Source organism: Desulfatitalea tepidiphila, assembly GCF_001293685.1.
GTDB lineage: Bacteria > Desulfobacterota > Desulfobacteria > Desulfobacterales > Desulfosarcinaceae > Desulfatitalea > Desulfatitalea tepidiphila.
Map to the genome: position 1 here is coordinate 1,239,678 of NZ_BCAG01000003.1, position 25,137 is coordinate 1,264,814.

The window sequence follows — 25,137 nt, forward strand, 5'->3', positions numbered from 1 at the left end:
CCGCTCCTCACCCTATTTATCTGCAGCAATTTAAAAAACTTTAGGTGATTTTAGATGAGGCCGTGCTCTGTGCGGCGCTTGGCCGCATCCTGAAAACGGGAATTGGGATCGGCGGGAAACCTTGATTGAAACATGTGCGCGTCAGCTTTCACGTCGGGACCGGGTGTCGGAATTGTATGACGCGGCAAAGGGCAACATGCGGTCAGAAGTCCGCTTTGGCGGCTTCGACAGAGAGCTTGGTGGGGATAACGCTGGTTTCCTTGAAGCCCTTGAGGGCTTCGGCCTGACTGTTTGTGGCGGCCAGGCGAATGAGCAGTTTGGCCCGTTCGCAGATATTGACCAGGGAAAGGACGGTTTGCATGGCCGCCATATTCAGATTAACCACCTGGCTGACATCGAGTACGAAACGATTCGCTCCGGCGGAAACCATATGCTCGCTTTTTGTTTTCACCATTTGTTCGATTTCCGAAGCCTTGGCGCGTGTGATCTTTTCCGGCAGGGTCAACACCACAATGTCGCCATCTATAGAGAAAAGATGGTCGCCCTGTCCCTGGGCTCCTGACACGGGTGCGTCGATGCGCGTTTTGAGATCCTCCAGAATCAGTTTGACCCGTTCGATCAACTGTTCCCCTTTGAAGGGCTTGACGATGTAATCCTTGACGCCCATTTTGACGATGTTCATTACATTGTCCCGACCCGATTCCGCCGTCAACATGATGACCGCCGTGTGTTTCAGCTCGTCGTCGGCCATGAGGCGGCCGAGCATTTCGATGCCGGTCATAACCGGCATGGTAATATCCAATATGATCAGGTCGGGATGAACTTCAGCCGCCAGGGCCAGACCGTCCCGTCCGTTTTCGGCTTCGAACAATTGGCAATCATAATTTTTGAACGCGTTTTTAACGATCATCCGAATCGTCCGGCTGTCATCAACCGTCACTATTTTATACGTCATGCGGTATCTCCAGTAAGGCCATGGTGACCCGTCCGCTTTGGGTTCAAAAATGTGGCGTTGCTTTTATCCTTATTAAACACAGACTATTCGCGGCTTGGGTGTCGTCCAATGCCGATACACTTCCTATATCGACGCAACCGTCTGGAACTTTAACCATTAAGGAGTTGACGGCACCGCAAAAAGCCCAATATCTGCGGTGCGCTCATCGAACAGACACATGGCGGGAAGTGACAACACTATCTTTACTGGTCGTCGGAGTTGAAGGAGAAGGTGTTGCGGGCGGGCATAAAGCCCGCCCCTAATAGATCTTTTAAAAATGCAATAAGTTGACATGACCTGGCGTTGTAGGGGCGGGGTTAGGCCCCGCCCGGATGAAAACCCAACGCCTCAAGTTCACGGCACGGGCTCAACCCGCATGCTATTTGATGGAAGAGCCGAAATGGGCCTTGAAAAATTCCCGATTGAGGCGGGCGATGTTCGTGATCGATATTTCCTTGGGGCATTCGGCTTCACATTCGGTTTCATTGCTGCAGTTGCCGAACCCCCGAGCGTCCATTTCGCGTATCATGGCAATGGCGCGCCGGGCGGCTTCGGGCCGCCCCTGGGGCAGAAGGGCCATTTGCGAAATTTTGGCACTTACAAAAAGCATGGCAGACGCATTGGGACAGGCCGCCACGCAGGCGCCGCATCCGATGCATTGGGCGGCGTCCATGGCCAGCTCGGCCTTTTCCTGGGGCACCGGGATGGCGTTGGCATCCTGGGCGCCGCCGGCGCTGACGGAGATGTAGCCGCCGGCTTGAATAATTTTGTCCAGGGGACTGCGATCCACGACCAGGTCCTTGATCACTTTAAAAGCCATGGCGCGGAAAGGCTCGATGGCAATGACATCGCCGTCTTTAAAATGACGCATGTGCAGTTGACACAAGGTGGTGCCTTTGAGCGCACCGTGCGGGCGCCCGTTGATGACGGCACCGCACATGCCGCAGATACCTTCCCGGCAGTCGTTATCGAAAGCGATCGGTTCCTTGCCTTCCAGGGTCAACTGGTCGTTCACCACGTCAAGCATTTCGAGAAAAGACATTTCGGTGGAAATGTCATTGGCCTGGTGCGTTTCAAAGCAGCCTTTGTCCTGGGGGCCTTTCTGGCGCCACACTTTGAGGGTGAGGTGGATGCTCTTGCTCACTTGTAGCTCCTTTGCGTAAGTTGGACATTTTCAAATGCCAGCGGCTCTTTGTGAAGTTCCGGGGCCTGACCGTGACCCTTGAACTCCCATGCGGCGACATGGCAATAATCCTCGTCATTGCGTAGCGCTTCGTTCTCCTCGGTTTGGTAGGCTTCGTTGAAGTGGCCACCACACGACTCCTGGCGGGCCAATGCGTCATCGAGCAACAACTCGGCAAACTCGAGGAAATCCGCCACTCGGCCGGCCCGTTCCAGGCTCTGATTGAAATCCGCGATAGAACCCGGTACCTTGACATTTTTCCAGAATTCATCCCTCAGTTCCTGGATCATGCCGCGTGCCTTTTCCAGTCCGGCGTTGTTGCGCGACATTCCGCAATGGTCCCACATGATCAGGCCCAGATGCCTGTGGAAATCATCCACCGTTCTTTTGCCCTGGATGCTGAGCAGTTTGTCGATACGCTCCCGGGTGGCTTTTTCCGATGCCTCGAATTCAGCCTGGGAGGTGTTCACATCCAATTTGGTGGCGCCGGTCAAGTAGCCGCCGATGGTATAGGGAAGGACGAAGTAGCCGTCTGCCAGGCCCTGCATCAGAGCGCTTGCGCCAAGGCGATTGGCGCCGTGGTCCGAGAAATTGGCTTCACCGATAACAAAAAGTCCCGGGACGTTGCTCATCAAGTTGTAGTCCACCCAGAGCCCGCCCATAGTGTAGTGGACTGCGGGATAGATCATCATCGGGGTGGTGTAGGGATCCTCACCGGTGATTTTTTCATACATCTGGAACAGGTTGCCGTATTTTCGTGCAATCACATCCTTGCCGTCACGTTTGATGGCATCGGCGAAATCGAGGTAGACGGCCAGTCTGGTGTCGCCGACCCCCTTGTTTTCGTCGCATTGGGCCTTGGCATTTCTGGATGCCACGTCCCGGGGTACCAGGTTTCCAAAGCTCGGGTATTTGCGCTCCAGGTAATAATCCCTCTCGTTTTCGGGGATCTGGTGGGGCGGACGGGTGTCGCCGGGCTTCTTCGGCACCCAGACCCGGCCGTCATTGCGCAGGCTTTCACTCATAAGGGTGAGTTTGGACTGATAGGTGCCGTGCACCGGAATACAGGTCGGATGGATCTGGGTAAAACAGGGATTGGCGAAAAACGCGCCTTTGAGGTAGGCCCGATACGCGGCGGTCACATTGGAGCCCATGGCATTGGTGGAGAGGAAAAAGACGTTGCCATAGCCACCGGTGGCCAGGACCACCGCATCGGCCGCATGGCGTTCGAGCTGCCCGTTGATCAGGTTACGGACCACGATGCCCTTGGCGTGACCATTGACCAGCACCAGGTCGAGCATTTCACGACGGGGATACATTGTCACTTTTCCCATGGCCACCTGGCGCATCAAGCTGCCGTAAGCTCCCAGCAACAATTGTTGCCCGGTCTGACCGCGTGCATAGAAGGTACGCGAGACCTGGGCGCCGCCGAACGAGCGGTTGGCCAACAACCCGCCATATTCGCGGGCAAAGGGAATTCCCTGGGCCACACAATGGTCGATGATATTGTTGCTCACCTGGGCCAGGCGGTAGACATTGGCTTCGCGTGCCCTGAAATCCCCTCCCTTGATCGTGTCATAAAAAAGTCGCCAGATACTGTCGCCGTCGTTGGGGTAGTTTTTGGCGGCATTGATTCCGCCCTGGGCGGCAATACTGTGCGCCCGCCTGGGGCTGTCTTGAAAACAGAAGGATTTGACGTTGTATCCGAGTTCCGCCAGAGTGGCGGCCGCCGATCCACCGGCCAAACCCGTACCCACCACGATAATATCGAACTTGCGTTTGTTGGCCGGGTTGACCAGCTTGAGTTCGAAGCGGTGACGATCCCACTTGTCCTTTAATGATCCCGCAGGAACCTTGCCGTCGAGCAACATAGGTTATCCTTTCTGTTATGCGCTGATGGAAACGAAGATGGGCAGTATGCCAAAACCAAAGCCGACCACCAGGGCAAACACGATACTCAAGGTCCGAATCATCGGCATATATTTGGGGTGGTTGGCGCCGACGGTTTGAAATGCACTCCAGAACCCGTGACTGACATGCACGGCTGCCACAATCATGGCGATCACATAGATGCCGACATACATGGGGCTGGCAAACGCCTGGGAAACGATGTCGAAGATAGTCGTCTGGGTCTTGTCGACAAAATGAAAATTGATCAGGTGAAAAACGATAAAGGCCAGCAACAGGACGCCCGTATATGGCATCGTCGCAGATCCGATCGTTCGCCCGCCGGCGCTTTTATTCACCGCATAGCGGTTGGGCCTGGCCTTGATATTCTGGTAAAACAAGGTCAGTCCGGTTACAATGTGTACCAGGGCAAACAGCAACAATACCCATTCGCCTACCAACAGGAGAACCCCCAGGGCGTGCAGGTGGGCGGCGTAACTATTGAACATCTCCCTGCCCCCGAACAACGTCAAATTGCCGGCAAGATGCACGGCCAGAAACAGGCAGAAACAAAATCCGGTCAGAGCCATCATCAGCTTTTTGCCGATCGATGAAGCCAGCGTATCCAACAACCACTTCATAAACGCCTCCGTTTCCTGAGTTGTGACTTGGGCCGACCCTATTCATCGCCAGAAAAATGACCTGCTATTTGCTGGCAACGTTGTTACTGTTTTGTTTGCATGAAACCCGCGAAAAGAAGATGCTCTCGAAAAAAAATTCCAAATTCAAGGCTATTTCACTCGCAAGAGATGAACGCTAAGAAAGAACATTGTTACTGTCAACAAAAAAGTCTATACCACCAATCGTCCCGATGGGAATCGATCAACGCCTGTGCCAACTGCCTGGCCACATCGGTCTGCATACGATCGAGGACGTGCGGCAGCCATTTCTGTGGAGATTGGTAACCCACATCCTTTAAGCATTTGAGGTCCACGAGGAGCGCCAGTTGATCTGCGTCGCGGGCCAGTTTGGATTCCAGCGATGTGCCTTGGTTGAACTCAGCCAGAAGGGAACCGATCTGATCACCGAATGGCAGGCCCCGCAAGGCATCGACCCTTGCTTCAGCCTCATCGGGTTTCACATAGCGTTTTTGGACGTAGTTTAGATCACCGGTGCGTGCTTCGGGAAGGTCATGCATCAGACACATGCTGATCAGGCGCTCGCTGTCGGCCATGGGTTCCAACTTAGCCAACACAAAGGCAATGAAGGTGGCGGCATAAGTGTGCTCGGCGACCGATTCTCCTCCGGCGCCGAGAAACTGGTAGCCGCTGCGCGGTATCTGTTTCAAGAAGAGTGCTTCGAATACGAGTGCTGCAATTCTTTCCATTATTACTCCCATCTTTTGAGAATAGATCCATCTGGCGATCTATTCATAGTTTAGTTCATTGATATCCATCTATAAGAGAAGCAGGATTGGCATCCGTCATCGAAATTGTGCGCCGAAAAGATGGTGCGTTGCGGGCCATCCAATTGACTTGACACATAAGGCCAATTTATATAATTTAGTCAATCAAATAAAATCTATTAAAGCTTTTTCAAAGGTTAATCATTTCACGGCGCACAAATCATTTTTTCAGGCAAAAGGCCTAAACCTGCAACCATTACCTCACCCGAAAGCGCAATTTTTCCATTCTATTCTCGACGGTGTGATTTTTGAGGCGATGGCGTGTGCGGTTTTCGCAGGCACAAAGCGTAGGAGAATGGATACATGACTCAAACGGATATCGATATCATCCAAATTGTTGGCAGTGCCGGTCTAATGGTGCAGTTTGTGTTGTTGTTGCTCCTGTTTTTCTCGGTCACCTCCTGGGCCATCATTATTATAAAGTGGCGGTATATTCAGAAAGCTTTCCGTGAATCGACGCTTTTTACCGAACATTTCTGGAAAACAAGGGACCTGGCGGGCGCGTATGCCAAGGCCAAAGAGCTGACCGGATGCCCGGTGGCCAGAATTTTCAGGATCGGTTACGTCGAATTGAAACGGGTCACCCAGTCGGGCCGGGGAAAAGGCCAGGAAGCGGGGCAGGAAGGGGCGGCCCCGATGAGTACGCGCATCACCGGTGCGGACAATGTCAAGCGCGCTTTGCGTCGCGCCATCAACAGCGAAACCACGCGCATGACCCAAATGGTGCCGTTTTTGGCCACGACAGGAAACACTACCCCGTTTATCGGGCTTTTTGGGACCGTATGGGGCATCATGAATTCTTTCCACAGTATCGGTCAGCGAGGGTCTGCCAGCTTGGCAGTCGTCGCACCGGGCATTTCCGAAGCGCTTATCGCGACGGCCGCAGGGTTGGCCGTGGCTATCCCCGCTGTCATCGCGTTTAATTTTTTCATGCAAAAGATACGGGTGGTCGAAACCGAGCTGATCAGCTTTTCAGCCGATTTCCTCAATATCATCGAACGCGATATTATTTCCGGCAATCAACCCTAGCCGGTGTATCCGAAATCATGGAACAGGCCCTGAACAAATGGGCTATCATTACGGCAATGGCGACTTAGAGGATTAAGAAATGGCCCTCGACACCAATACCGATCGTCTGATGTCCGATATCAACGTCACCCCTTTCGTGGACGTGATGCTGGTGCTGCTGATTATTTTTATGGTGACGGCCCCTATGATGATGCAGGGGGTTGATGTGAACTTGCCCGAAGCGACCACAAAACCCCTCGTGGCCCAAAAAGATAACCTGGTGGTTTCCATCGACCAGGATCAACAGGTTTACATAAACGATTTCGCCGTGGAAGTGGATTATTTGAGAGAGAAGTTGCAAAAAATTTTGGAAAATCGATCCGATCGTGCTGTCTACTTCAAGGCCGACCGAAGTGTTCCATACGGTACGGCAGTAAAGGTGATGGCCGAGATTAAAGGCGCCGGCGTCGATAAGATCGGCATGGTGACCATACCGGTGGAAGAAGATCGCGGAGCAGGTAATAAGCGATAAGCGATGGTGAAATGATTTCTGGAATCATGTCATATCCACACGGCGAGCATCGTAATCCGTTCTTCTGGCCTTTTTTATTCAGTTTCCTGGGGCATATACTGCTGTTCGCATTTATCCTCTACACACCGAAACCGGATGTCGGAGAGAGCTTTTTCCCATCGGTTATCGATGTGCAGATGGTGGATGTTCAGGCCACCTCGCCGTCGTCCGAAAAGTCGTCGAAAGCTGCAGACGAAAAGGTTGCTCCTTTAGAGGAAACGGAACCGGAACAGGTCCAGATAGAGGAAGCACAGCCCCCCAAGCCTGCTGCGGAGGCGGAGGTGTCGCTTGCCCCAGCCACGCCCAAGACCAAGACCGCCCTCAAATACAAGACCTTAAAAACCCAGGAAGTTTTAAAGAGCACGCTGGAGCGGATTGAAAAAAAAGTAGAAGTCGCGCCCCCCCGGCCATTGGAAGATACGATCAAACGCTTGAGGGAAAAGGTGGAAAAGGAGGGGCGCCCCGATTCAGCGGAAACAACCGGAAGTGGGGAAGGTACGGCGACAAGTGGGAAAATGGGGTTTGGGGGTGGTGGAAAGCAAGAGGGTGAACTCATAGATATGTACAGGCTCGAGATTGCCTATGCCATTCAAAAGAATTGGGCTTATGCCGATCAACTGGGCGGAGACAAGGGGCATCTCGTGGCCAGTATCGTGATGAAGGTACTTCCTGATGGTCGGATCGAAGATATTTTCTTTACCGACCGTTCGGGAAACCCTTATTTGGACGATTCGGCCTACAAGGCGATCATAAAATCCAGCCCGGTCAGGCCGCATCCGGATGGCCTGAACCGCCCTTTTATTGAAATGGGTCTGCGGTTTACGCCCAAAGGCGTACAGTAGAGGAGATATGCGACACAACAATTGGATGTACCATTTTATGAAAGTGTTGATTTTTGTCGGATGCCTATGCATCCCAGGGGAGGGTTTGGGCGACGTTCAATACATCGATTTGACCAATCCTTTTCTAAGAAAAATACCCATGGCCGTGCCGGTATTCAGCCCCGTTTCACCTGGCGGCGCCAATGGCGCTTTGAACGCCGGTCTGGCGGACAGCCTATCGCGCATGCTCGACTTTACAGGGTATTTCAAGATCCTGGACAGAGGGTCTTTTCTTCATGACCCGAAAAGTGGAAATATCACCCAGAACAAGATTAACTTCCAGAACTGGACGACTGTCGGCGCCGAGCTGCTGATCACCGGAGGCGTGAATGTTCAGGCCGACGAGCTCGTGTTGGAGTTAAGGTTGTTCGATACATTCAAGGCTTCTCTGGTGGTGGGCAAGCGTTACCGCGGTCGTGTACAAGATCAGCGGGATATGATTCGCCGTTTTTGCGCCGAAGTCATTCAGGCCCTAACGGGGAACCAGGGGGTTTTCGATAGTCAAATCGCCTTCGTTTCAAATGGAACGGGACAAAAAGAAATTTACGTTTGTGAATTTGACGGCCATGATGTCCGGCAGGTCACGAAAAATCGCAGCATCACCTCTTTTCCCGCCTGGTCTTCCGATGGACGCTATCTCGCATTTACCTCCTTTGCAAAGGGACCTGCGAAAATCCACGTGCGAGACTTGAAGAGCGACCTGGAGACGATTTTCAATTTCAGTGGAGGCCAAATCGCGCCCGCATGGGTCCCGCACCGATTCGAACTCACGGCCACCTTGTCCTTGGGGGGAGACCAGGAAATTTATTTATTGACCGGTGGGGGGAAAATGATTAAAAGGGTGACCAATAGCCCGGGAATTGATGTGGATGCGACATGGTCGCCCGATGGCCGCATGATAGCTTTCGTTTCCAATCGGGCAGGGACTCCACAAATCTACGTCCAGGAAATGGGCAGCAACCGCATACAACGACTGACGTTTGAAGGGCGATACAATACGCAGCCCAGTTGGTCCCCCAAAGGCGATAAAATCGCCTATTCATCCATGGCGGAAGGGCAAATAAATATCCACGTCATCGATATCGAGGGAAATCACCCAATCAGACTAACCTACAATCAAGGCGATAACGAAGCACCATCCTGGTCGCCTGACGGAAGTCTTATCGCATTTAAATCCACCCGAGAGGGTGTGGCGAGAATATACATCATGACAGCATATGGAACGGACCAGAGGCGTCTGTTGGCCCTTTCCGGAGAACAGAGTCAACCCAGATGGTCGCCGAACATACTACCGTAAAGTTGTTGTAGCGGCATCGAAAAAAAGGAGGAAAAAATGAGGAAAAACAGTTGGTTGGTAATCATGTTGGTGCTTGTTATCCCGGCCATGCTATTCACGGTGTCTTGTGCCAAGAAAGCCGTTGAGACCGCGCCGGCCGAAACGGCGCAACCGGTCGTGACACAACCGGCAACGGACACGGTTGCCGATCAGGCGGCCGCAGAACGTGCACGTCTGGAGCAAGAACGAATCGCTGCGGAGCAGGCGAAACGCCAGGCGGCGATGGCCTTCAGCGAAGAGGACGTTTACTTCGAATTTGACAGCTCGGCGCTGAGGCCGGATGCACAGGATACGCTGGTTCAAAAAGCGGCTTACCTCCGAGCCAATCCGAAAGTCACCGTGACGGTCGAAGGGCATTGCGACGAGCGCGGCACCGAAGCATACAATATGGCTCTGGGGGAACGACGTGCCCAATCTGCGAAAGATTTTCTCGTGAACCTGGGTATCGCCAGCAATCGTTTGAGCATCATCAGCTATGGCGAAGAACGACCGATCGATCCCGGCCAGAATGAGGCCGCCTGGGCCAAGAACCGCCGCGCGCATTTCGCCATCGACTGATTCAATTCCTGCAAAGCACCGCAACCGGCCGTTGCCGGGGTCAGAATAAAGACTCCAGTTAAGCCGGTGCCATCTTGACGTTACTTACTTCCCGGCATCGTAACACAGATGCCGGGAAGTATATGCCAAAATGGAAATATTCCAGTGAAATCATCACGTATCATTCCCCGCATATGTTCCCTGGTGATTGCCCTGGCTCTCATCTGTGCTACCATTGTGGGCTGTGCGAGCCAGAAAGATGTGCTTATTCTCGACGAACGGCTCATGCTTTTGGAACGCCAGAATCAGGAACTGCAAAGACAAAACAGCGACATGCAGAAGCTGGTTCAAAAAGAATTGGCCGTTGTGGGTGAAACCAGCCAGACCACCGAAACGACCTTGCGATCCAAGTATGCAACGTTGGGCGCTCAAATGGATACCCTCCAGGAAGATTCGCGACGGCTTTCCGGGCGCCTCGAAGAGATCGAGTATCAGCTGAATCAAAAGCTTGCCACCTTCGAGAAGGATCACCAGAAAATCGATGAGCTGAGTCTTCAATCGGCGAAGCTCGAAAAGCGACTTATGGAGATCGAGCAATATCTCAATCTCGGGAGTGGCGGTCCAAAGCCCACGGCTGGTGTGCCTTCCAAGAGTGACGCTGCCGGCAGCCCTGACAAATCGACCACCGACGATCAACTATACAACGAAGCTAAACAGGCCTACGACAAGGGCAGCCTGGACAAGGCCCGACAAGGTTTTCAGCAATTGATCAAGACTTTCCCCAAATCCGCCAATGCCGACAATGCCCAGTTCTGGATCGGGGAGAGCTACTACCGGGAAAAATGGTACGAAAAGGCGATCCTGGAGTATCAGACAGTGATAGAAAAGTATCCTAACGGCAACAAAGTGCCGGCCGCTATGCTTAAGCAAGGCTTGTCATTTCTGGCATTGGGAGACAGGTCCAATGCACGTTTGATACTCAAGGAGCTCGAAAAGAAATATCCAAACAGCAACGAGGCCAAAGTTGCCGCCACAAAGCTAACCGAGTTTTGACGGGTTGGCAGAGGAGGGTGTGTCCATACCTGCTCTTGCCTGTCACAGAACAGAAGTCCTTCCGTTCGATCAAATCGGTGATACTTTGAAACCACCCACCTTCTCACACCAGCCGAAACGATGAAGATCAAGATCGTGGGAATCGATCCGGGTCTTGCGGGCACGGGGATCGGCATCATTGAAGGCACTCACCATCGGGTTGAAAATTTTGCTTTCGGAGCAATAACAACATCGGCCAAAGACCCTCAGCCTCTCCGCCTCCAAAAGATATACAACCGATTGTGCGATGTATTCCGGAATGAAGATCCAGACCTGATCGTGATTGAAGATGTGTTTTTTCTTGAAAAGTATCCCAAGTCCGGCATCGTTTTGGGCAAGGTCTCGGGTGTGGTTTTGTTGGCCTGCTGTATGACGCGTGCCGCTGTCAAGGAAGTCGCAGTCCGCGAAGCCAAGCAAGTATTGACTGGAAATGGAAACGCGACGAAGGTCCAACTTGAAACGGCGGTTCGAAAAGCATTGGGTTATCCACACCCTATACGCCCATACCATGCCTCGGACGCATTGGGTCTTGCCCTCATCGGGCTCTTTCGTTATGGTGGCAGTCAAATTCGCTTCCTGCAGAGCTGAACATGATGCTGGGCATGGGTAAGGTTAAAGGGTGCCATCGATACTAAGGCTTTATCCGCATTTGTATGAGGTGCCCGGTGGTGAGAAATTATGATTGCATATCTTGAGGGACGACTCTTAAAGAAAGAGCAAGAGCGGATTATACTGCTTGCCAACCAAGTGGGGTATGAGGTGTTGGTACCTGCTTATGTTCGGGATACGCTCAATGCCAGGCAGGTCGGAGAGCAGGTGGCGCTTTATATCTATTACCATCAGACCGAACGGCAACCCAAACCCGTGTTGATCGGGTTCAATCTTGAGGCCGAAAAGGAGTTTTTTCAGCTGTTCATATCGGTCGACGCCATTGGGCCGCTCAAGGCGGCCAAGGCAATGACCATCCCGGTGAGCGATATCGCCGACGCCATCGAATCCAACCGTCTGGATCAGTTGAAGCAGTTGAAAGGGATCGGCCTTCGGTCCGCTCAAAAGATCATTGCCACACTGCAAGGGAAAGTGGGAAAGTTCGCCTTGATTCGAAAGAGCGACGTGCCGGATGCACCCGAATCCGTGGATTTTGTTCAGCCGGTGCTGGAGGTGCTGGTCGAGCAGTTGGGCCACAAATTGGCGGATGCCAAGCGGATGATCGGTGCAGCCTTGAAGCGAAATGACCGCATCGACAGCCCTGAAGCCTTGTTTGACGAAGTTTATCGGGGCGAAAAGGCTTAATTAAGGTTAGTAGATGATGAAGGATGATGCGTTTACCAGAGGGACAGCCCCCCAAGGCATTGTAGACAGTGCGTGCCTGTTGGATGACAGCGATCCGGACATTCAATCTCTGCGACCGGAAAAGCTCGATGATTATGTGGGACAGGGCGATGTCGTCAATACCCTTAAGATCGCTATTGAAGCTGCGCTGTTTCGCAACGAGCCATTGGAGCACGTTTTATTTCATGGCCCGCCCGGTCTTGGCAAAACGACCCTCGCGCATATTATCGCGCGTGAAATGAATGGCCGCTTAACGGTCACCTCGGGTCCGGCCCTAGAAAAGGGCGGTGATTTGATCGGTATTTTAACCCATCTGGAAGAAGGGGACATCCTATTTGTGGATGAAATCCACCGGCTGCCTAAAACGGTGGAAGAATTTCTCTACCCAGCAATGGAAGATTTCGCCGTGGACTTTGTTTTCGACAAGGGGATCCACGCCCGAAGTCATCGATATCGATTGAATCGTTTCACTCTCGTGGGAGCCACAACCCGTGTCGGGCTGCTTTCCGCGCCTTTGAGGGATCGATTTGGATTGTTTCGCAGCCTTGATTTTTACAACATTGAAGACTTGATGCACATCATACGCCGTTCTGCAGCAATCCTGAACGTATCCATCGACGAGGGCGGTGCGCGCAACCTCGCCCTTCGATCGCGGGGTACCCCGCGAATCGTCAACCGGTTGCTCAAGCGCGTGAGAGACTACGCACAGGTCAGAGGGGATGGGCGCATCAGTATCGATATCGTCGAGTCCGCATTGAACCTGGAAGGAGTCGACGGTAAAGGATTGACCCATCTGGATCGGCGTTATTTGAAAACGATTATCGACTACTATCACGGAGGACCGGTGGGGATCGAGGCCATTGCGGCAACATTGCAGGAGGAGGCCGACACCCTAGTGGACGTCATCGAGCCCTTTTTATTGAAAATCGGTATGGTCGTTCGCACCTCGTCCGGCCGGAAAGCGTCTGAGAGTGCTTTCCGGCACCTCGGTTACGCTGTTCAGGAAAAATTGTTTTAATGGCATAACTTCTTCTCCAACCCATTGCCGTTCAAAGGGGCTGGGACGTGGGCATCATCACTTTGTTGAGCGATTTTGGTACCCAGGATGAATATACAGGGGTGCTCAAAGGGGTGATCTTGAGCATCCATCCGTCCGTGACGATCGTCGATATCACCCACCATATCGCTCCTCAGCAGATTGATCAGGCGGGGGAGGTGCTCGACGCTGCATTCAGCTGGTTTCCCATTGGAACGATCCACGTGGCCATCGTGGATCCAGGGGTGGGGAGCGCCCGCGATATCATCGCCGTTCAGCAATCGGGGCATACCTTTATCGCTCCCAACAATGGGTTGCTGACACCGCTTTTCGAGAGAGAAACGCCAACCGTAATGGTCCGTGTTGAGAACACGGCGTTCTTTCTGCAGCCGCTGAGCAGCACATTTCATGGCCGTGACATTTTCGCACCCGTGGCGGCGCACTTGTCGTTGGGTATACCCATCGAAAAACTCGGGCCGGTGTTGGATCCCGACCACATCCAAAAACGGGCCAAAAAGCGTTGCGCTTTTTCGGTACAGGGTGATATCGCAGGTAAGATCAGTTATGTGGATCGGTTCGGTAATCTGGGAACCAACATCGACAGCGACAGCCTGACACAGCTGATGAGCCGATCGCGGCAAGGTGTGATCGAGGTGGAGATTTGTGGGCGGAATATCCAAGGTCTCGCAAAAACGTATGCCGAAGGCGAACCCGACCGATTGATCGCTCTGGTCAACAGCCGTAACCGGCTGGAAGTCGCCGTCAATGGCGGCAGTGCGTTTAACCTGCTTTCCGCCGGTCCGGAGACGGCCGTTCGTGTCACCGTGAAAAAGTAACGATAGGTCCTGGGATTAATATTTAGATGAAGACAACACGCAAAAAGAGTGAATCCAATCTTTCAGTAAAAGGGCAACGGTACTGGAGCCTGATGCTGGTGGGGGAGCATGGACGGGTCATTCCCTTCAACCGCTTTAAGGAGGTGGCCATCGCTGTGTTTGCCATTGCGCTCCTGAGCCTCGCGGCGCTGGTGATTCTCGGGTTTTTTTACATTCGTCAGGGGCGCACCATCGAGGGGCTGCAGGCCGAACTCATCGGACTGCGTCAATATGCCAGCGAGTTGAAGGACGAGAAAGATGTGCTTCATGCGAAACTTGGCATTCAGAAGGCGCAACTGGCGACAGAGCCGGAAGTCTCCGGCAGCTCGACCGCCGCTGGGCAGGACGGAAACACAGCACCGGTCACGGCCACCCAAGAAGACGAAGGGGATGCGGATAGCGGTAAAACCCCTGCAAAATCGACGTCCAAAATGAGCGAAAATGATAAGCCCAAAGCGCCGGAGACCCGATGGGGTGCCGAAGTGAGGGATATGGTTATTGATTACGACAGTCGGCAAAAATTGTTGAAGGCGACCTTTCGGCTGTACAATCGATCCGTGCCAAAGAAGAAATTGTCCGGTCGGGCGGTGGTCGTATTTAAAAATAAATCCGATCCGCCGATCAAATGGTTCGCAATTCCCACCGCGCTTCTGGCCGATGGACAACCGGATGGCCGCACCGGCCAACCTTTTAGCATCAACAACTATATCACCATGAAACACCGGGCATACGGGTTGAAGGGGCCCCTATCTTATGACGTGGCGGTAGTTTATGTGTTTTCGGAAGAAGGCAAATTGTTGGCGTCCAGGGAGTCCGATATCCAGATTGAAATCGAACCACCTCCCCCACCAAAACCGGCGGCTGCAGCGCCTTTAAAAGAGTCCTCGACAGAACCGACGTCGTCTCAACCTTCGGTAGTCGAAGCACCTGCCGCGACTTCGGAGGCCGCCTCACCCGCACCGGCAGGATCTGTTTCCGAGAAACCGGCGGAAAGTGGTATTGCCGAACCCTTGGATGCCGGTTCCAAGGCCACAAACGACCCTCAGGTTGACCCCCTGGAAGAGATTCCAGCGGTCGGAGCAGGTCAACCTTCAGGCCAAACAGAAGCTTCAGAGACCGAGCCGGCGCCCGATCGTGAAAAGAGCGAACCCTAAGGAGAACTGCCGTGAAAACCGATCAGAAACAATTTTCGATCATAGACGAAGGCTTTACCGTCGAAGGAATGGTGGTGGGCAAGGGCCGCCTGGTGATCAAAGGAATCGTGAAGGGATCTGTCAGCGGCGATAACGTGGTGATCGCCGAGGAGGGATCGGTTTTTGCCGAAGCCAAGGCCAACAACATGACCATCGGCGGACAGTTCGATGGCCAGATCGAGGTGGACAAGGAACTGGTGATCCTATCGACCGGCAAATGCTCGGGAAAAATTAAATGCAACGACCTGGTCGTGGAGGCGGGCGGCTTGCTGAACGCCGAAGTGACATGTACGCGACAGGTGGTCAAACAGGGAGGCTGAACTGTTTTCGATTAAATTTTCCTTGACTTACCCCTTGGTTTCATCTAAAAGTGCTGGATTCCGAAACACGCTTAGGAGTGAAAAACAGTGAAAAAATACACATATAGTGCCAAACCGAGTGACAATCAGGACCGCTGGTGGGTCGTGGATGCAGACGGCGCGGTCCTCGGACGTCTGGCGGCCGAAATTGCCGCCCGTATTCGTGGAAAATATAACCCGATGTATACCCCTCATGTGGATACCGGCGATTCCGTCATTGTGATCAATGCCGAGAAGATTAAACTAACCGGCCGCAAGATGGATCAAAAGACCTATTACCGGCACAGCGGTTATATCGGCGGTCTTCGATCGATCACCGCCCGTCAGCTGTTGGAAAAGCGCCCGGAAGATTTGATCCGTAACGCCGTTCGAGGCATGCTGCCCAAAAACAGGCTGGGACGACAGCTGAATAAAAAACTTAAGGTCTATGCCGGTAGCGAGCATCCCCATAGCGCCCAGCAACCCGAAACGTTGACCCTTAATTGAGTAGATATCAGGATTTTTAAATGGCACAAGAGAACGTATACTACGCAACTGGAAAACGGAAGAACGCCATCGCCCGAACCTGGATCAAACCGGGGAACGGTGACATCAGCATCAATGGTCGCAGCCTGGAGGACTATTTCAAAGTCTATACGGCCAAAACCATCATCAAGCAGCCGCTTACACTGACCAACAATCAGGATAAATTTGATATCAAAATCAAAGTATTGGGAGGCGGTACCATCGGCCAGGCCGGAGCGATCCGACATGGCATTACCAAGGCGTTGATGGAATTCGATCCCGAGTTGCGTTCGGTCCTGAAGAAGGCTGGATTCGTGCGACGCGATCCCCGTGAAAAAGAGCGCAAAAAATACGGACAGAAGGGCGCGCGCGCGCGTTTCCAATTCTCCAAGCGCTAATATTTGCTTCTATTCTAAATTCGTGGCAACAAGGGGGGCCTGTTCTGATCAGGTTCCCCCTTTTTTTTACCTGCCCGTCCGATCGCTTCAGTGTTCGGATAATCCTGATTTGCCACAGCGTACGAAGTGGCCTTGCCTGATTTCACGAAGAACAGGAGTGCACCTTTCATCGGATTCAGCACAGTGGTCGCTGAAGGGGCAACCGTTCCCCGGCGAATCGTCCCTCGGCGGTGGCGCGTTCCATCTGGACTTTGATGTTTCTGTCTCTCCCGGGGCGGCGGCCAGAAGTTTGAGGGTGTAAGGGTGACGCGGGTTGTCGAAAAGCGTGGGCGCCGGGGCAGACTCGACGATCAGACCGCGATACATGACGTAAACCACATCACAGATATAGCTCACCACATTGAGATCATGTGAGATAAAGAGATAACTCAGCCCCAGTTCCGACTGCAGGTCCTTCAACAAGTTTATGATTTGGGCTTGAATGGAGACGTCCAGGGCAGAGATCGGCTCGTCGCACAGCATCAGCCGCGGTGAAACGCTCAAGGCGCGGGCGATGCCGATGCGTTGACGTTGTCCGCCGCTGAATTCATGAGGATACCGATCCACGCTGGCCGATGGCATTCCGACCATGTCCAATAAGGCTTTGATGCGTCGGCGTTGGGCCGAGCGAGTCGTGATCCCGGCGATTCGTACCCCTTCACCGATGGATTGGGCCACCGTCATCCTGGGGTTGAGGGAGCTGTAGGGATCCTGGAAAACCATCTGCATCTGTTTCCGCATGGGTTTGAACTGACGCTCGCTCAAGCCGCTGATCTCCTGTCCCTCGAAGCGGATGAGACCTTCATCGGGCAACAAAAGCCTGAGGATCAAACGGGCCACCGTGGATTTGCCGCAACCGCTTTCACCCACCAGTCCCATCGTCTGATTCGGCAGTATAGAAAAATCGACGCCGTCGACGGCTTTAACCGCATCTGTCGATTGCTTGAAAAAACCGCGATTGGAAATAAAGTGCTTCTTTAAATGGGCTACTTCAAGAATCGGTGACGTGGGAGCATTCATCCTGCCGCCTCCTTCTTCATCTCCGCTGCGAAGATGACAGGGCATCTGGCCAGATGACCATGGCCGCAATCACAAAGCTCTGGAAATGAAATTTCGCAGGCGGGCTGCCGATTTTCACAGCGGGGATGAAACGGGCATCCCTTGGGTTTGTAGGCGGGATGGGGTACGCTGCCCGGGATGCTGTACAACCGCTTTCCGCGCTTTTCCCGGGTCGGTAACGCTGCCAGCAAGGCCCGGGTGTAAGGGTGTCGGGCGCCTTTAAAGATATGCTCTGCAGTGCCCTGCTCGACGATGATGCCGGCGTACATGACATAGATGTGATCCGCGATCTGCTTCACGACGCCTAAATCATGGGTGATATATTGAATCGTCATCTGCTTGTCATGCTGCAATTGCTTCAGCAGATCCAGGATCTGGGCCTGTACGGTGACATCCAATGCGGTGGTGGGCTCGTCGGCAATGATCAGGTCCGGCCCGCAAGCGAGGGCCATGGCGATCATGACCCGCTGACGCTGGCCGCCGCTGAGTTGGTGCGGGTAGGCGTTGATCCGCTTATGGGGCTCGACGATGCCGACGTCATCGAGCAATTGAATGGCCCGCTGGCGTGCTTCAGAAGCACCGATGGCTTCATGCGCCAAGATGGCTTCGCTGATCTGGTCCCCGATGGTGAATACCGGATTCAAGGAGGTCATGGGTTCCTGGAAGACCATGGCGATGCCCTTGCCGCGAAGGGCGCGCAATTGTGCAGGGGGCATATCCAGAAGAGATTGGCCCTTGAAAAGAATGCGACCCGAAGCGATCCTGGCAGGCGGTTGCGGGAGAAGCCCCATCACGGCCAGCGCGGTAACGGTCTTCCCACATCCGGATTCTCCGACGACACAGACGGTTTGTTGTCGAAGTACGCGAATATCGATTCCGTCCACCGCGAGCGCCTCCGGTCCTTCGCCTTGGAAGTAGACGCGGAGGTCTTCGATGGCCAGTACCGTATCCTTTTCTGTGGACATTGTAGGGTGCGATCCTCCAGGATGTGCCGGGGTTCGGCGGTTTAGTTCCGCTCTCGCAGTTTGGGATTCAGAATATCGCGCAAGCCTTCTCCGAAGAGATTGAAGGCCAGCACCACGACCAGGATGACGATGCCGGGTGCAAACGTGAGCCAGGGTGCGTCGAAGATGAAATCTTTGCCGTCCGAAAGAATGTTTCCCCAGGTCGCATGGGGCGGCGGCACCCCAAAACCGAGGAAACTCAATCCCGCTTCGGTCAACATGGCCGAAGCGATGCCCAGTGTGGCCGAGACCAGCACCGGCGCCACGGCATTGGGCATGATATGACGGAAGATAATCCGCATATCGCTGAGCCCGAGTGCTCGGGCTGCGGCTACGAAGTCCTGCTCGCGCAGGGAGAGAAATTCGGCGCGAACAAAGCGGGTGGTTCCCATCCAACTGGTCAGGCCGATGACGATCATGATGTTGTAGAGGCTTGCCGGCAGCAGGGCGACCACCGTGAGGATCAGGAAGAAGGATGGGAAACAGAGCATGATATCCACGGCGCGCATGATGAGCGTGTCGACGCTCATCACCGGCCGTCGCAGCGGGTCGTACCAGCGGCGCTGACCGGGTGAAGCCTGTGCCTCGAACCATCGGCCCGAGCGTCGGGAAAGCATCCATCCGGCGGCGGTCAAAAGGGCCGCAAGTCCTGCCAGGCGATACATGCCGGACATCAATGCAAAAAGCAGGATTGCGAACAGGGTCCAGACGAGAAAATGTCCTAAACGGACAGGCATTTGTCCGAAATAGCCGGCCAATCCGCCGAGAAGAATGCCGATGACCACTGCGATGCCGACGGCCACGAACCCGACCGTCAGCGAAACCCAGGCGCCTTGCAGCATGCGGGCAAACACATCGCGCCCCAGGTCGTCGGTACCGAGCAGATAGATGCCGAGGGTGGGCCGCTCCGCAGGCTGCAGTATGTCAATCCTGGGTAGCGACAGGGGCGGGCGAAGCTTTTCCTGGAGACGCACCTGGGAAGGGTCGAGCAAAGGGTGTTTGCCCGAGGTGAGCAATACGCCCGTGACGGCCAGAAGGAAAAACGCCACGAATATGGCGAACCCGAAAAAAGCCATGCGGTTTTTGCGCAGCAATCGCCACGTTTCCGACCATGGCGAGCGCGAGGGCGGCATCCAGCTTTCGTCGACGGCAGGTGGCACTCTATGCGTGTCTGAAGGCGGCATTAGAGTCGAATCCTGGGATCCACCGCCATGTACAGCAGGTCGGAGATCAGGGTGCCGACCAGCACCAACACCGCGGTGATAAAGTTGAGGGTCAGGATGATGGGGTAATCGCGGGCCAGAATCGCTTCATAGGCCATGCGCCCCATGCCGGGCCAAGAGAAAATCGATTCGATGATGACCGATCCACCGATCAGACCGGGCAGGATCAGACCGAACATAGTGACAAAGGGCAGCAGTGCATTTCTCAAGGCATGCCGGTAGTAGACCGTATCATCGTCCAGCCCTTTGGCACGGGCGGTTCGTACGTAGTCCATGCCGATGATCTCCAGCATCTGGCTGCGCACGTATCTGGACAACACGGCAATGCCGCCGGTGGCGCCGAGAATGGAGGGCAGGACCAGATGCCAGGTGCGGTCCATGAATTTGACGATGGGCGAGGCGCCGGTGACGCCAAAGCTCTCCATCCCGATCACCGGAACATGCAGGTGGGTGACCACCAGGATGATCAGAATGTAAGCAAAAAAGAAACCCGGGATCGAGATGAGCAGATAGGCGAAAAAGGTGGTCGTCTTGTCATAGAGACCATCGCGCTGGATGGCCGACCGGATGCCTACCGGAAACGAAAAGGTCCAGGTGAGCAGGGTGCCCACGACAAAGAGCGGCAGGCTGTTTAAAAAGCGTTCCCAGACTTTTGCGAGCACCGGTTGATTGTCCCGCCACGAGACGGTTTTGCCCGTGAAAAGATCGCGGTAGAAAAACAGATACTGGACGTATAGGGGGCGGTCCAGATGGAACTCTTTGCGCATGCGTTCGACGATTTCGGGTGTGAACTTGGGATTGAGCGGGTCGATCTGGCTGGGCTCTCCGGGTGCCAGGTGGATGATCAGGAAGGAGACCACCGATACGCAGAACAGGGTGATCGATTTCTGGACCAGGCTTTTGCCAAGAAAATGCAACATCGGCTTTCCTCGATTCAGCGCGATTCGAACACCGGCGCTTTGGGCAGCTTGATCCATTGGTTGAAATGGAAGGTGTAGCTGCCCGTTGGCGTGGGGGTGATGGGTTTATAGACGGTTTCACCTTCCGCTGTCATGATTTTTCGCACGATGCGCTTGTCGAGAACGGCCGTCCAGCGGCCCACGTAGAGAAAGGTATACGGCTGGGCCTCGGCGATGATGCGATGCAGTCGATGGCAATATGCGACTTGGGTGGCATGATCGTACTCTTGCCTGATCTTGATGATCAAATCGTCGGCTTCGGGATCGTTGAAGCCCACGAAATTCAGTTGATAGGGGGCGCTTTGACTCGAGTGCCAGATTTGATAAAGATCCGGGTCGATGCCCAGCGACCACCCCAGCACCAGGGCATCGAAATCGAGTTCATGGACCCTTTTCTGAATAAAAACCGACCATTCCAGCAGATCCGTTTCCACCTGAATGCCGATTTTTTTCCAGGCATCCTGGGCAATGGCCAGAACCGCCTTGCGCAACGGGTTGCCGTTGTTGGTGATCAGGGTGAAGGCCATGCGGCGCCCCTTTTTCTGCAGGTACCCGTCGGGCCCGGGAGTCCATCCCGCTTCGGCCAACAGCGCCAATGCGCCCTGGGGGTCGTAGGGCAGGGGCTCTATCGCATCGTTGTAGTAATCGGTTTGCTTGGCAAAAGGCCCGGTGATCGATTCACCCTGGCCGTAAAGCACATAATCGATGATCTCCTGGCGGTCGATGGCCATACCCAGGGCGCGCCGCACACGGACATCGTCGAACGGTGCCCGGCGCAGGTTGTATCCGATATAGGTATAACCTAAGGCGATGCCTGAAAAGTGTTGAAAACGCTCGTCTTTTTCAAGACGTGCCACTTGATGGGGCAGGACGCTGTAGTTGTCGATGGTGCCGGAGTAGAATTCCATTTCCTGGGTGAGCATGTCGGGAATGATACGCATCACGTAACGATGGTAGTTGGGTGGACCTTCCCAGTAATCGTCAAACCGTTCGAGTCGCAGGAATTGATCGGACTTCCATTCCTGGAAGACGAAGGGGCCGGATCCGATGGGGTGTCGATTGAAGCGGCTTTGTCGCATCGTGAAGGCATCGGGGTCTTTTCCGGAATCGATGGCCTCGGCCCGCAGTGCGTCGTCATCGAGCAAATGCGCCGGCAGGATGCCCATTCCCCATGTGGCCAGGGCCGGTGAATAGAGCCGCTTATATACAAAACGGATGGTCAGCGGATCGATCACCTCGACCGACTGCACCGGTTCGAAATCCGGCAGGCGGGGTGAAAAATTCTTGGGATTCAGGATCGCCCGATAGGTAAATGCCACATCGGCCGCGGTCAGCGGATGACCGTCGTGGAATTTGACATTCGGCCGCAAGTAAAAGTCGATGACCGGGTTGTGCCGGGTCGACGGCAACAACCGTCGGGCCGCGGCCGCCAGTTCGGATGGGGGGATTTCGTCGTCCGTGCGGACATGCGCAGTCGGATCGAATGCATCGAAATAGTCTTGCCCCAGGAGGGTTGCGAGGCGCTCGAAGAGCATTTGATCTACCTTGCCGAGGGTTATCCGTATGGCCTCTGGCGCGTCGATGCGAACGACGGCGGTGCGTTCCCTCTCCCCCACCTTGAACGAGATTGTCTCTTCACTCGTGGCGGGCTCCAGCAGTGATACCTCTTTCACGTGGCGCCATTGTGGATCGCCCTGGAGGAACAGGGCACGCAGTTCAGATGCCAAGGTGCGGTTGTCGATCTTTCCCCAGCGGGCCGTCGGCGTCCCTTCGTTGCAAAAAAAATAGGCGTGTTCATAAACTTGCCAGCGTGTCGCAACGCGTCCCCTGAAATGCAACGCTTCATCCCTGTCGATGAGGCCTTCGAAGACGAATGCGTTGATTTCACTGCTGGTGCCGTCGCTGGACAGCACGGGGTTGAGCATGCTGGCATCTCCGATGGATGCAGTGATGAACTGATTCAGGCGGTCGGGATTGCCGCGGGTTTGGTCTTCGTAGCTCGGGGCCCAGAAGTAGGACGCCAGCAGGACGATGATCACCAGGGTCGGGGCTGCAATGAGAAAACGTCGGATATTCATGTGTTGCGGCCCTTAGGGGCGGTTCGTGAGTTATCCGTCGGCAGGTCTGTAGCCATGCCAGATTTATGATTTGATTGCAAAATAAGTATGTTGACCATAGGCGATGGATCGATTCAAGTCAAGCGGGGAGACTCGACTGGGAGCGTGCAAAAAGAGGGGGAACCCTCATGATGAGGATTCCCCTGGAACTGTTTTGGTTGAGCGCGACGTGTGGCTATTCTCGTGTTTCCGCCTCCGTCGGCGTTTCCGCTTGTTGGGCGGCGGCTTCCTCGGCTCGGCGGATTTTTGCCGCTTCCAAGGCGGCCGTGACCGAAGCGATTTTCTGCTCAACCGCCGACAACTGGGTCGGGTCGGTGGTCAGACGTTGAACCCTGGCGAGGTTGTCGAGTGCGGACGTCAGCGATTCGACGGTGTTTTTGCTGGCGTCAACTTCGGCCTTGTAATAGAGGGTCATGCGCTGGATGTTGTTTTTTCGATGTTCAATTTCGGCGCGCATCTCTTCGCTTAATGCGTACTGTTCGGCCCGATCCAGATAGTCGGCGATGGCCTTGTAGTCAGGGAGTCCGCTAGTTTCAAGCAGTGCATCTGCTTTATTCAGGTAATAACCAAAAATTATTGGAAAAACATCTTTCTGACGGTAGATGTCCTGGACGGGTTCGGCAAGTTGGTAGCCGTGCAGAACAGCAAAAAATTGTTGGCCCGTGGGTGAAAAATTGCCTTTCCAGATCTCAACTGCGCCCCGCTGGGGAAGAATGAAATATCGGCCACTGTTGGTGTAGCTGGTCCAGATGATGAGCAAAAAGATCGCGGCGGCGATGATGGCACCGATTTTGGCCGCGCGAAGCACTGGATCGGGCGGTTCTTTGTCCGGGCGGGTTTCACCTCGAGCCGCCTCCACAGGGTGAGGTGCTTCGGTCCGGGGCTGTTGGACCGGCGGTGCCGCCGCTTTCTTGGGTTCGGTTTCGGAAGGTGCCGGCTCGCCAGCGGCCACCGGTGTTTCGGACGCCGTTTTCGCTTCCGGTGTCGGTTCTTTTACCGGTTTTTCAGCCGGCTTTTCTAATTTTTTTTCGCTCGGTTCTTCTGACGCCTGGGGCGCAGGTTTCTCCTCGGGTACTGGCACATCGGCAGGCGCCGGTGCCTCGACTTGGGCGACCGGTTCCGCTGGCGGCTTGGCTGCGGCCTTGATATCGGCCATATCGAAGCGCTTGAAGAGCAGATCACGAAGCCGCTGGGCCTCATCGGGGTCCTGGGTGTCGATGAACGGCGGAGCGGTCATCTGAGAAAAGTCCGGGGTGGCGGGTTTGTCGCCCACAGGCGGTCGCTGCCCGTCGAATTTTTTGAAGATGAGTTCCTCGCGAGTTGGTTTCGGGGCTGGTTCCTGCGCTGCCGCCGGGGGTATTTGGACCGCTGCAGCATCCTTTTCGGGCTCAACGGGTTGGCCCCCGGCCGGTGCCTCGACTTGGGCGACCGGTTCCGCTGGCGGCTTGGCTGCGGCCTTGATATCGGCCATATCGAAGCGCTTGAAGAGCAGATCACGAAGCCGTTGGGCCTCATCGGGGTCCTGGGTGTCGATGAACGGCGGAGCGGTCATCTGAGAAAAGTCCGGGGTGGCGGGCTTGTCGCCCACAGGTGGTCGCTGTCCGTCGAACTTTTTGAAAATGAGCGCCTCGCGGGTTGGTTTGGGAGCAGGCTTCGCGGCGGCCGCTGGGGCTTTTCCGGCAGTTTTTGAAGCCTCGACGGGCGCAGTAGCCTTGGTGGTTTGTGCCTTTTGAGATTTCTTTTTGGAACTTTTGGGAGCAGATGCTTTGGACGCTGACGTTTTAGTGGCTTTTTTAGGTTTTTCTTTCTTTTTTGCCGCTTCCGTTTTCTTGGCCGTGGATTTGATCAAACTGTCCTTGCCCATACGTTGCCCCTTTGCAATTGCGTATATTTACATGTATTTTTAGCATTGCTGAACGAAATGCCAACATAAAGGATCGTCATTTTTTTGTAAACCCTTTTTTCCGGTAGAACCTTGCACAGCAACTCTTTGGCCCTATTTTCAACATCATTGTCCATGGGTGTTGGGAGTGCGCTGGGATCTCAACCGAAAGCATCCGAAAGGTACCCGCAATGACCTGCCGA

The 25,137-nt window shown here is 54.4% G+C and carries 25 protein-coding genes; 14 read left to right on the top strand and 11 right to left on the bottom strand.

The features are described from left to right. Positions 1-202: 202 nt before the first annotated feature. From DFT_RS10170 to DFT_RS10190, 5 genes are all read right to left on the bottom strand, one after another. A complete protein-coding gene (locus DFT_RS10170; RefSeq protein WP_054031088.1) occupies positions 203-955 on the bottom strand; it encodes a response regulator in 753 nt (250 codons plus the stop codon). 418 nt (positions 956-1,373) lie between these two features. Beyond that, entirely contained in the window at positions 1,374-2,138 is a 765-nt protein-coding gene (locus tag DFT_RS10175; protein WP_054031089.1) for a succinate dehydrogenase/fumarate reductase iron-sulfur subunit, read from the bottom strand. Continuing rightward, positions 2,135-4,048: a fumarate reductase/succinate dehydrogenase flavoprotein subunit gene (locus DFT_RS10180; RefSeq protein ID WP_054031090.1), complete on the bottom strand. Its 1,914-nt coding sequence runs from the start codon at positions 4,046-4,048 to the stop codon at positions 2,135-2,137. The genes DFT_RS10175 and DFT_RS10180 overlap by 4 nt, the downstream gene beginning before the upstream one ends. Before the next feature lie 15 nt (positions 4,049-4,063). After that, positions 4,064-4,705 carry a succinate dehydrogenase cytochrome b subunit gene (locus DFT_RS10185; protein ID WP_054031091.1) on the bottom strand — a complete coding sequence of 214 codons (642 nt, stop codon included), beginning with the start codon at positions 4,703-4,705 and terminating at the stop codon, positions 4,064-4,066. Between the two features lie 197 nt (positions 4,706-4,902). Further along, positions 4,903-5,451 (bottom strand): HD domain-containing protein, encoded by a 549-nt coding sequence (locus DFT_RS10190; RefSeq protein ID WP_054031092.1) that lies wholly within the window; start codon positions 5,449-5,451, stop codon positions 4,903-4,905. A gap of 381 nt (positions 5,452-5,832) precedes the next feature. On the opposite strand from DFT_RS10190, the gene tolQ reads away from it, so the two are divergent. The 14 genes from tolQ to rpsI all read left to right on the top strand — a co-directional run bounded on the left by tolQ (position 5,833) and on the right by rpsI (position 16,651). Beyond that, a complete protein-coding gene (tolQ, locus tag DFT_RS10195) occupies positions 5,833-6,558 on the top strand; it encodes a protein TolQ (protein ID WP_054031093.1) in 726 nt (241 codons plus the stop codon). A 79-nt stretch (positions 6,559-6,637) separates the two neighbouring features. Then, entirely contained in the window at positions 6,638-7,069 is a 432-nt protein-coding gene (gene tolR / locus DFT_RS10200; protein WP_054031094.1) for a protein TolR, read from the top strand. An 11-nt stretch (positions 7,070-7,080) separates the two neighbouring features. Continuing rightward, complete coding sequence (tolA, locus tag DFT_RS10205; RefSeq protein ID WP_083453428.1) at positions 7,081-7,950, top strand: cell envelope integrity protein TolA; 870 nt, start codon at positions 7,081-7,083, stop codon at positions 7,948-7,950. Between the two features lie 37 nt (positions 7,951-7,987). After that, positions 7,988-9,286 carry a Tol-Pal system beta propeller repeat protein TolB gene (tolB, locus tag DFT_RS10210; protein ID WP_083453582.1) on the top strand — a complete coding sequence of 433 codons (1,299 nt, stop codon included), beginning with the start codon at positions 7,988-7,990 and terminating at the stop codon, positions 9,284-9,286. A 36-nt stretch (positions 9,287-9,322) separates the two neighbouring features. Continuing rightward, positions 9,323-9,883, top strand: coding sequence for a peptidoglycan-associated lipoprotein Pal (pal, locus tag DFT_RS10215; protein ID WP_054031096.1), 561 nt, complete (start codon positions 9,323-9,325; stop codon positions 9,881-9,883). A gap of 144 nt (positions 9,884-10,027) precedes the next feature. Continuing rightward, a complete protein-coding gene (gene ybgF, locus DFT_RS10220; protein WP_054031097.1) occupies positions 10,028-10,915 on the top strand; it encodes a tol-pal system protein YbgF in 888 nt (295 codons plus the stop codon). Between the two features lie 120 nt (positions 10,916-11,035). Beyond that, positions 11,036-11,542 carry a crossover junction endodeoxyribonuclease RuvC gene (locus DFT_RS25015; RefSeq protein ID WP_076750499.1) on the top strand — a complete coding sequence of 169 codons (507 nt, stop codon included), beginning with the start codon at positions 11,036-11,038 and terminating at the stop codon, positions 11,540-11,542. A 90-nt stretch (positions 11,543-11,632) separates the two neighbouring features. Beyond that, positions 11,633-12,247, top strand: coding sequence for a Holliday junction branch migration protein RuvA (gene ruvA, locus DFT_RS10230; protein ID WP_054031099.1), 615 nt, complete (start codon positions 11,633-11,635; stop codon positions 12,245-12,247). A 16-nt stretch (positions 12,248-12,263) separates the two neighbouring features. Further along, complete coding sequence (gene ruvB / locus DFT_RS10235; protein ID WP_083453583.1) at positions 12,264-13,304, top strand: Holliday junction branch migration DNA helicase RuvB; 1,041 nt, start codon at positions 12,264-12,266, stop codon at positions 13,302-13,304. 47 nt (positions 13,305-13,351) lie between these two features. After that, positions 13,352-14,158, top strand: coding sequence for an SAM hydrolase/SAM-dependent halogenase family protein (locus tag DFT_RS10240; RefSeq protein WP_054031101.1), 807 nt, complete (start codon positions 13,352-13,354; stop codon positions 14,156-14,158). A 155-nt stretch (positions 14,159-14,313) separates the two neighbouring features. Further along, positions 14,314-15,351 carry a hypothetical protein gene (locus DFT_RS10245; protein WP_152971935.1) on the top strand — a complete coding sequence of 346 codons (1,038 nt, stop codon included), beginning with the start codon at positions 14,314-14,316 and terminating at the stop codon, positions 15,349-15,351. 11 nt (positions 15,352-15,362) lie between these two features. Continuing rightward, on the top strand, positions 15,363-15,710 hold the full coding sequence (locus DFT_RS10250) for a bactofilin family protein (protein WP_054031103.1): 348 nt from the start codon (positions 15,363-15,365) through the stop codon (positions 15,708-15,710). An 87-nt stretch (positions 15,711-15,797) separates the two neighbouring features. Further along, positions 15,798-16,235 carry a 50S ribosomal protein L13 gene (gene rplM, locus DFT_RS10255; RefSeq protein ID WP_054031104.1) on the top strand — a complete coding sequence of 146 codons (438 nt, stop codon included), beginning with the start codon at positions 15,798-15,800 and terminating at the stop codon, positions 16,233-16,235. A gap of 20 nt (positions 16,236-16,255) precedes the next feature. Continuing rightward, complete coding sequence (gene rpsI, locus DFT_RS10260; RefSeq protein ID WP_054031105.1) at positions 16,256-16,651, top strand: 30S ribosomal protein S9; 396 nt, start codon at positions 16,256-16,258, stop codon at positions 16,649-16,651. Positions 16,652-16,738: 87 nt separating this feature from the next. Here rpsI and DFT_RS10265 read toward each other — a convergent pair whose 3' ends face one another. The 6 genes from DFT_RS10265 to DFT_RS10290 all read right to left on the bottom strand — a co-directional run bounded on the left by DFT_RS10265 (position 16,739) and on the right by DFT_RS10290 (position 24,916). Further along, positions 16,739-17,710, bottom strand: coding sequence for an ABC transporter ATP-binding protein (locus DFT_RS10265; RefSeq protein ID WP_054031106.1), 972 nt, complete (start codon positions 17,708-17,710; stop codon positions 16,739-16,741). Further along, positions 17,707-18,714: an ABC transporter ATP-binding protein gene (locus DFT_RS10270; protein ID WP_054031107.1), complete on the bottom strand. Its 1,008-nt coding sequence runs from the start codon at positions 18,712-18,714 to the stop codon at positions 17,707-17,709. The genes DFT_RS10265 and DFT_RS10270 overlap by 4 nt, the downstream gene beginning before the upstream one ends. A 41-nt stretch (positions 18,715-18,755) precedes the next feature. Next, the gene (locus DFT_RS10275) at positions 18,756-19,886 is read right to left on the bottom strand and encodes an ABC transporter permease (protein ID WP_054032425.1); all 1,131 of its coding nucleotides are present in this window, start codon (positions 19,884-19,886) and stop codon (positions 18,756-18,758) included. 50 nt (positions 19,887-19,936) lie between these two features. After that, positions 19,937-20,896, bottom strand: a complete 960-nt coding sequence (locus DFT_RS10280; protein ID WP_054031108.1) for an ABC transporter permease — start codon at positions 20,894-20,896, stop codon at positions 19,937-19,939. 14 nt (positions 20,897-20,910) lie between these two features. Beyond that, on the bottom strand, positions 20,911-23,013 hold the full coding sequence (locus DFT_RS10285; protein WP_054031109.1) for a peptide-binding protein: 2,103 nt from the start codon (positions 23,011-23,013) through the stop codon (positions 20,911-20,913). A 214-nt stretch (positions 23,014-23,227) separates the two neighbouring features. Further along, a complete protein-coding gene (locus tag DFT_RS10290) occupies positions 23,228-24,916 on the bottom strand; it encodes a hypothetical protein (protein WP_054031110.1) in 1,689 nt (562 codons plus the stop codon). Between the last annotated feature and the right edge of the window lie 221 nt (positions 24,917-25,137).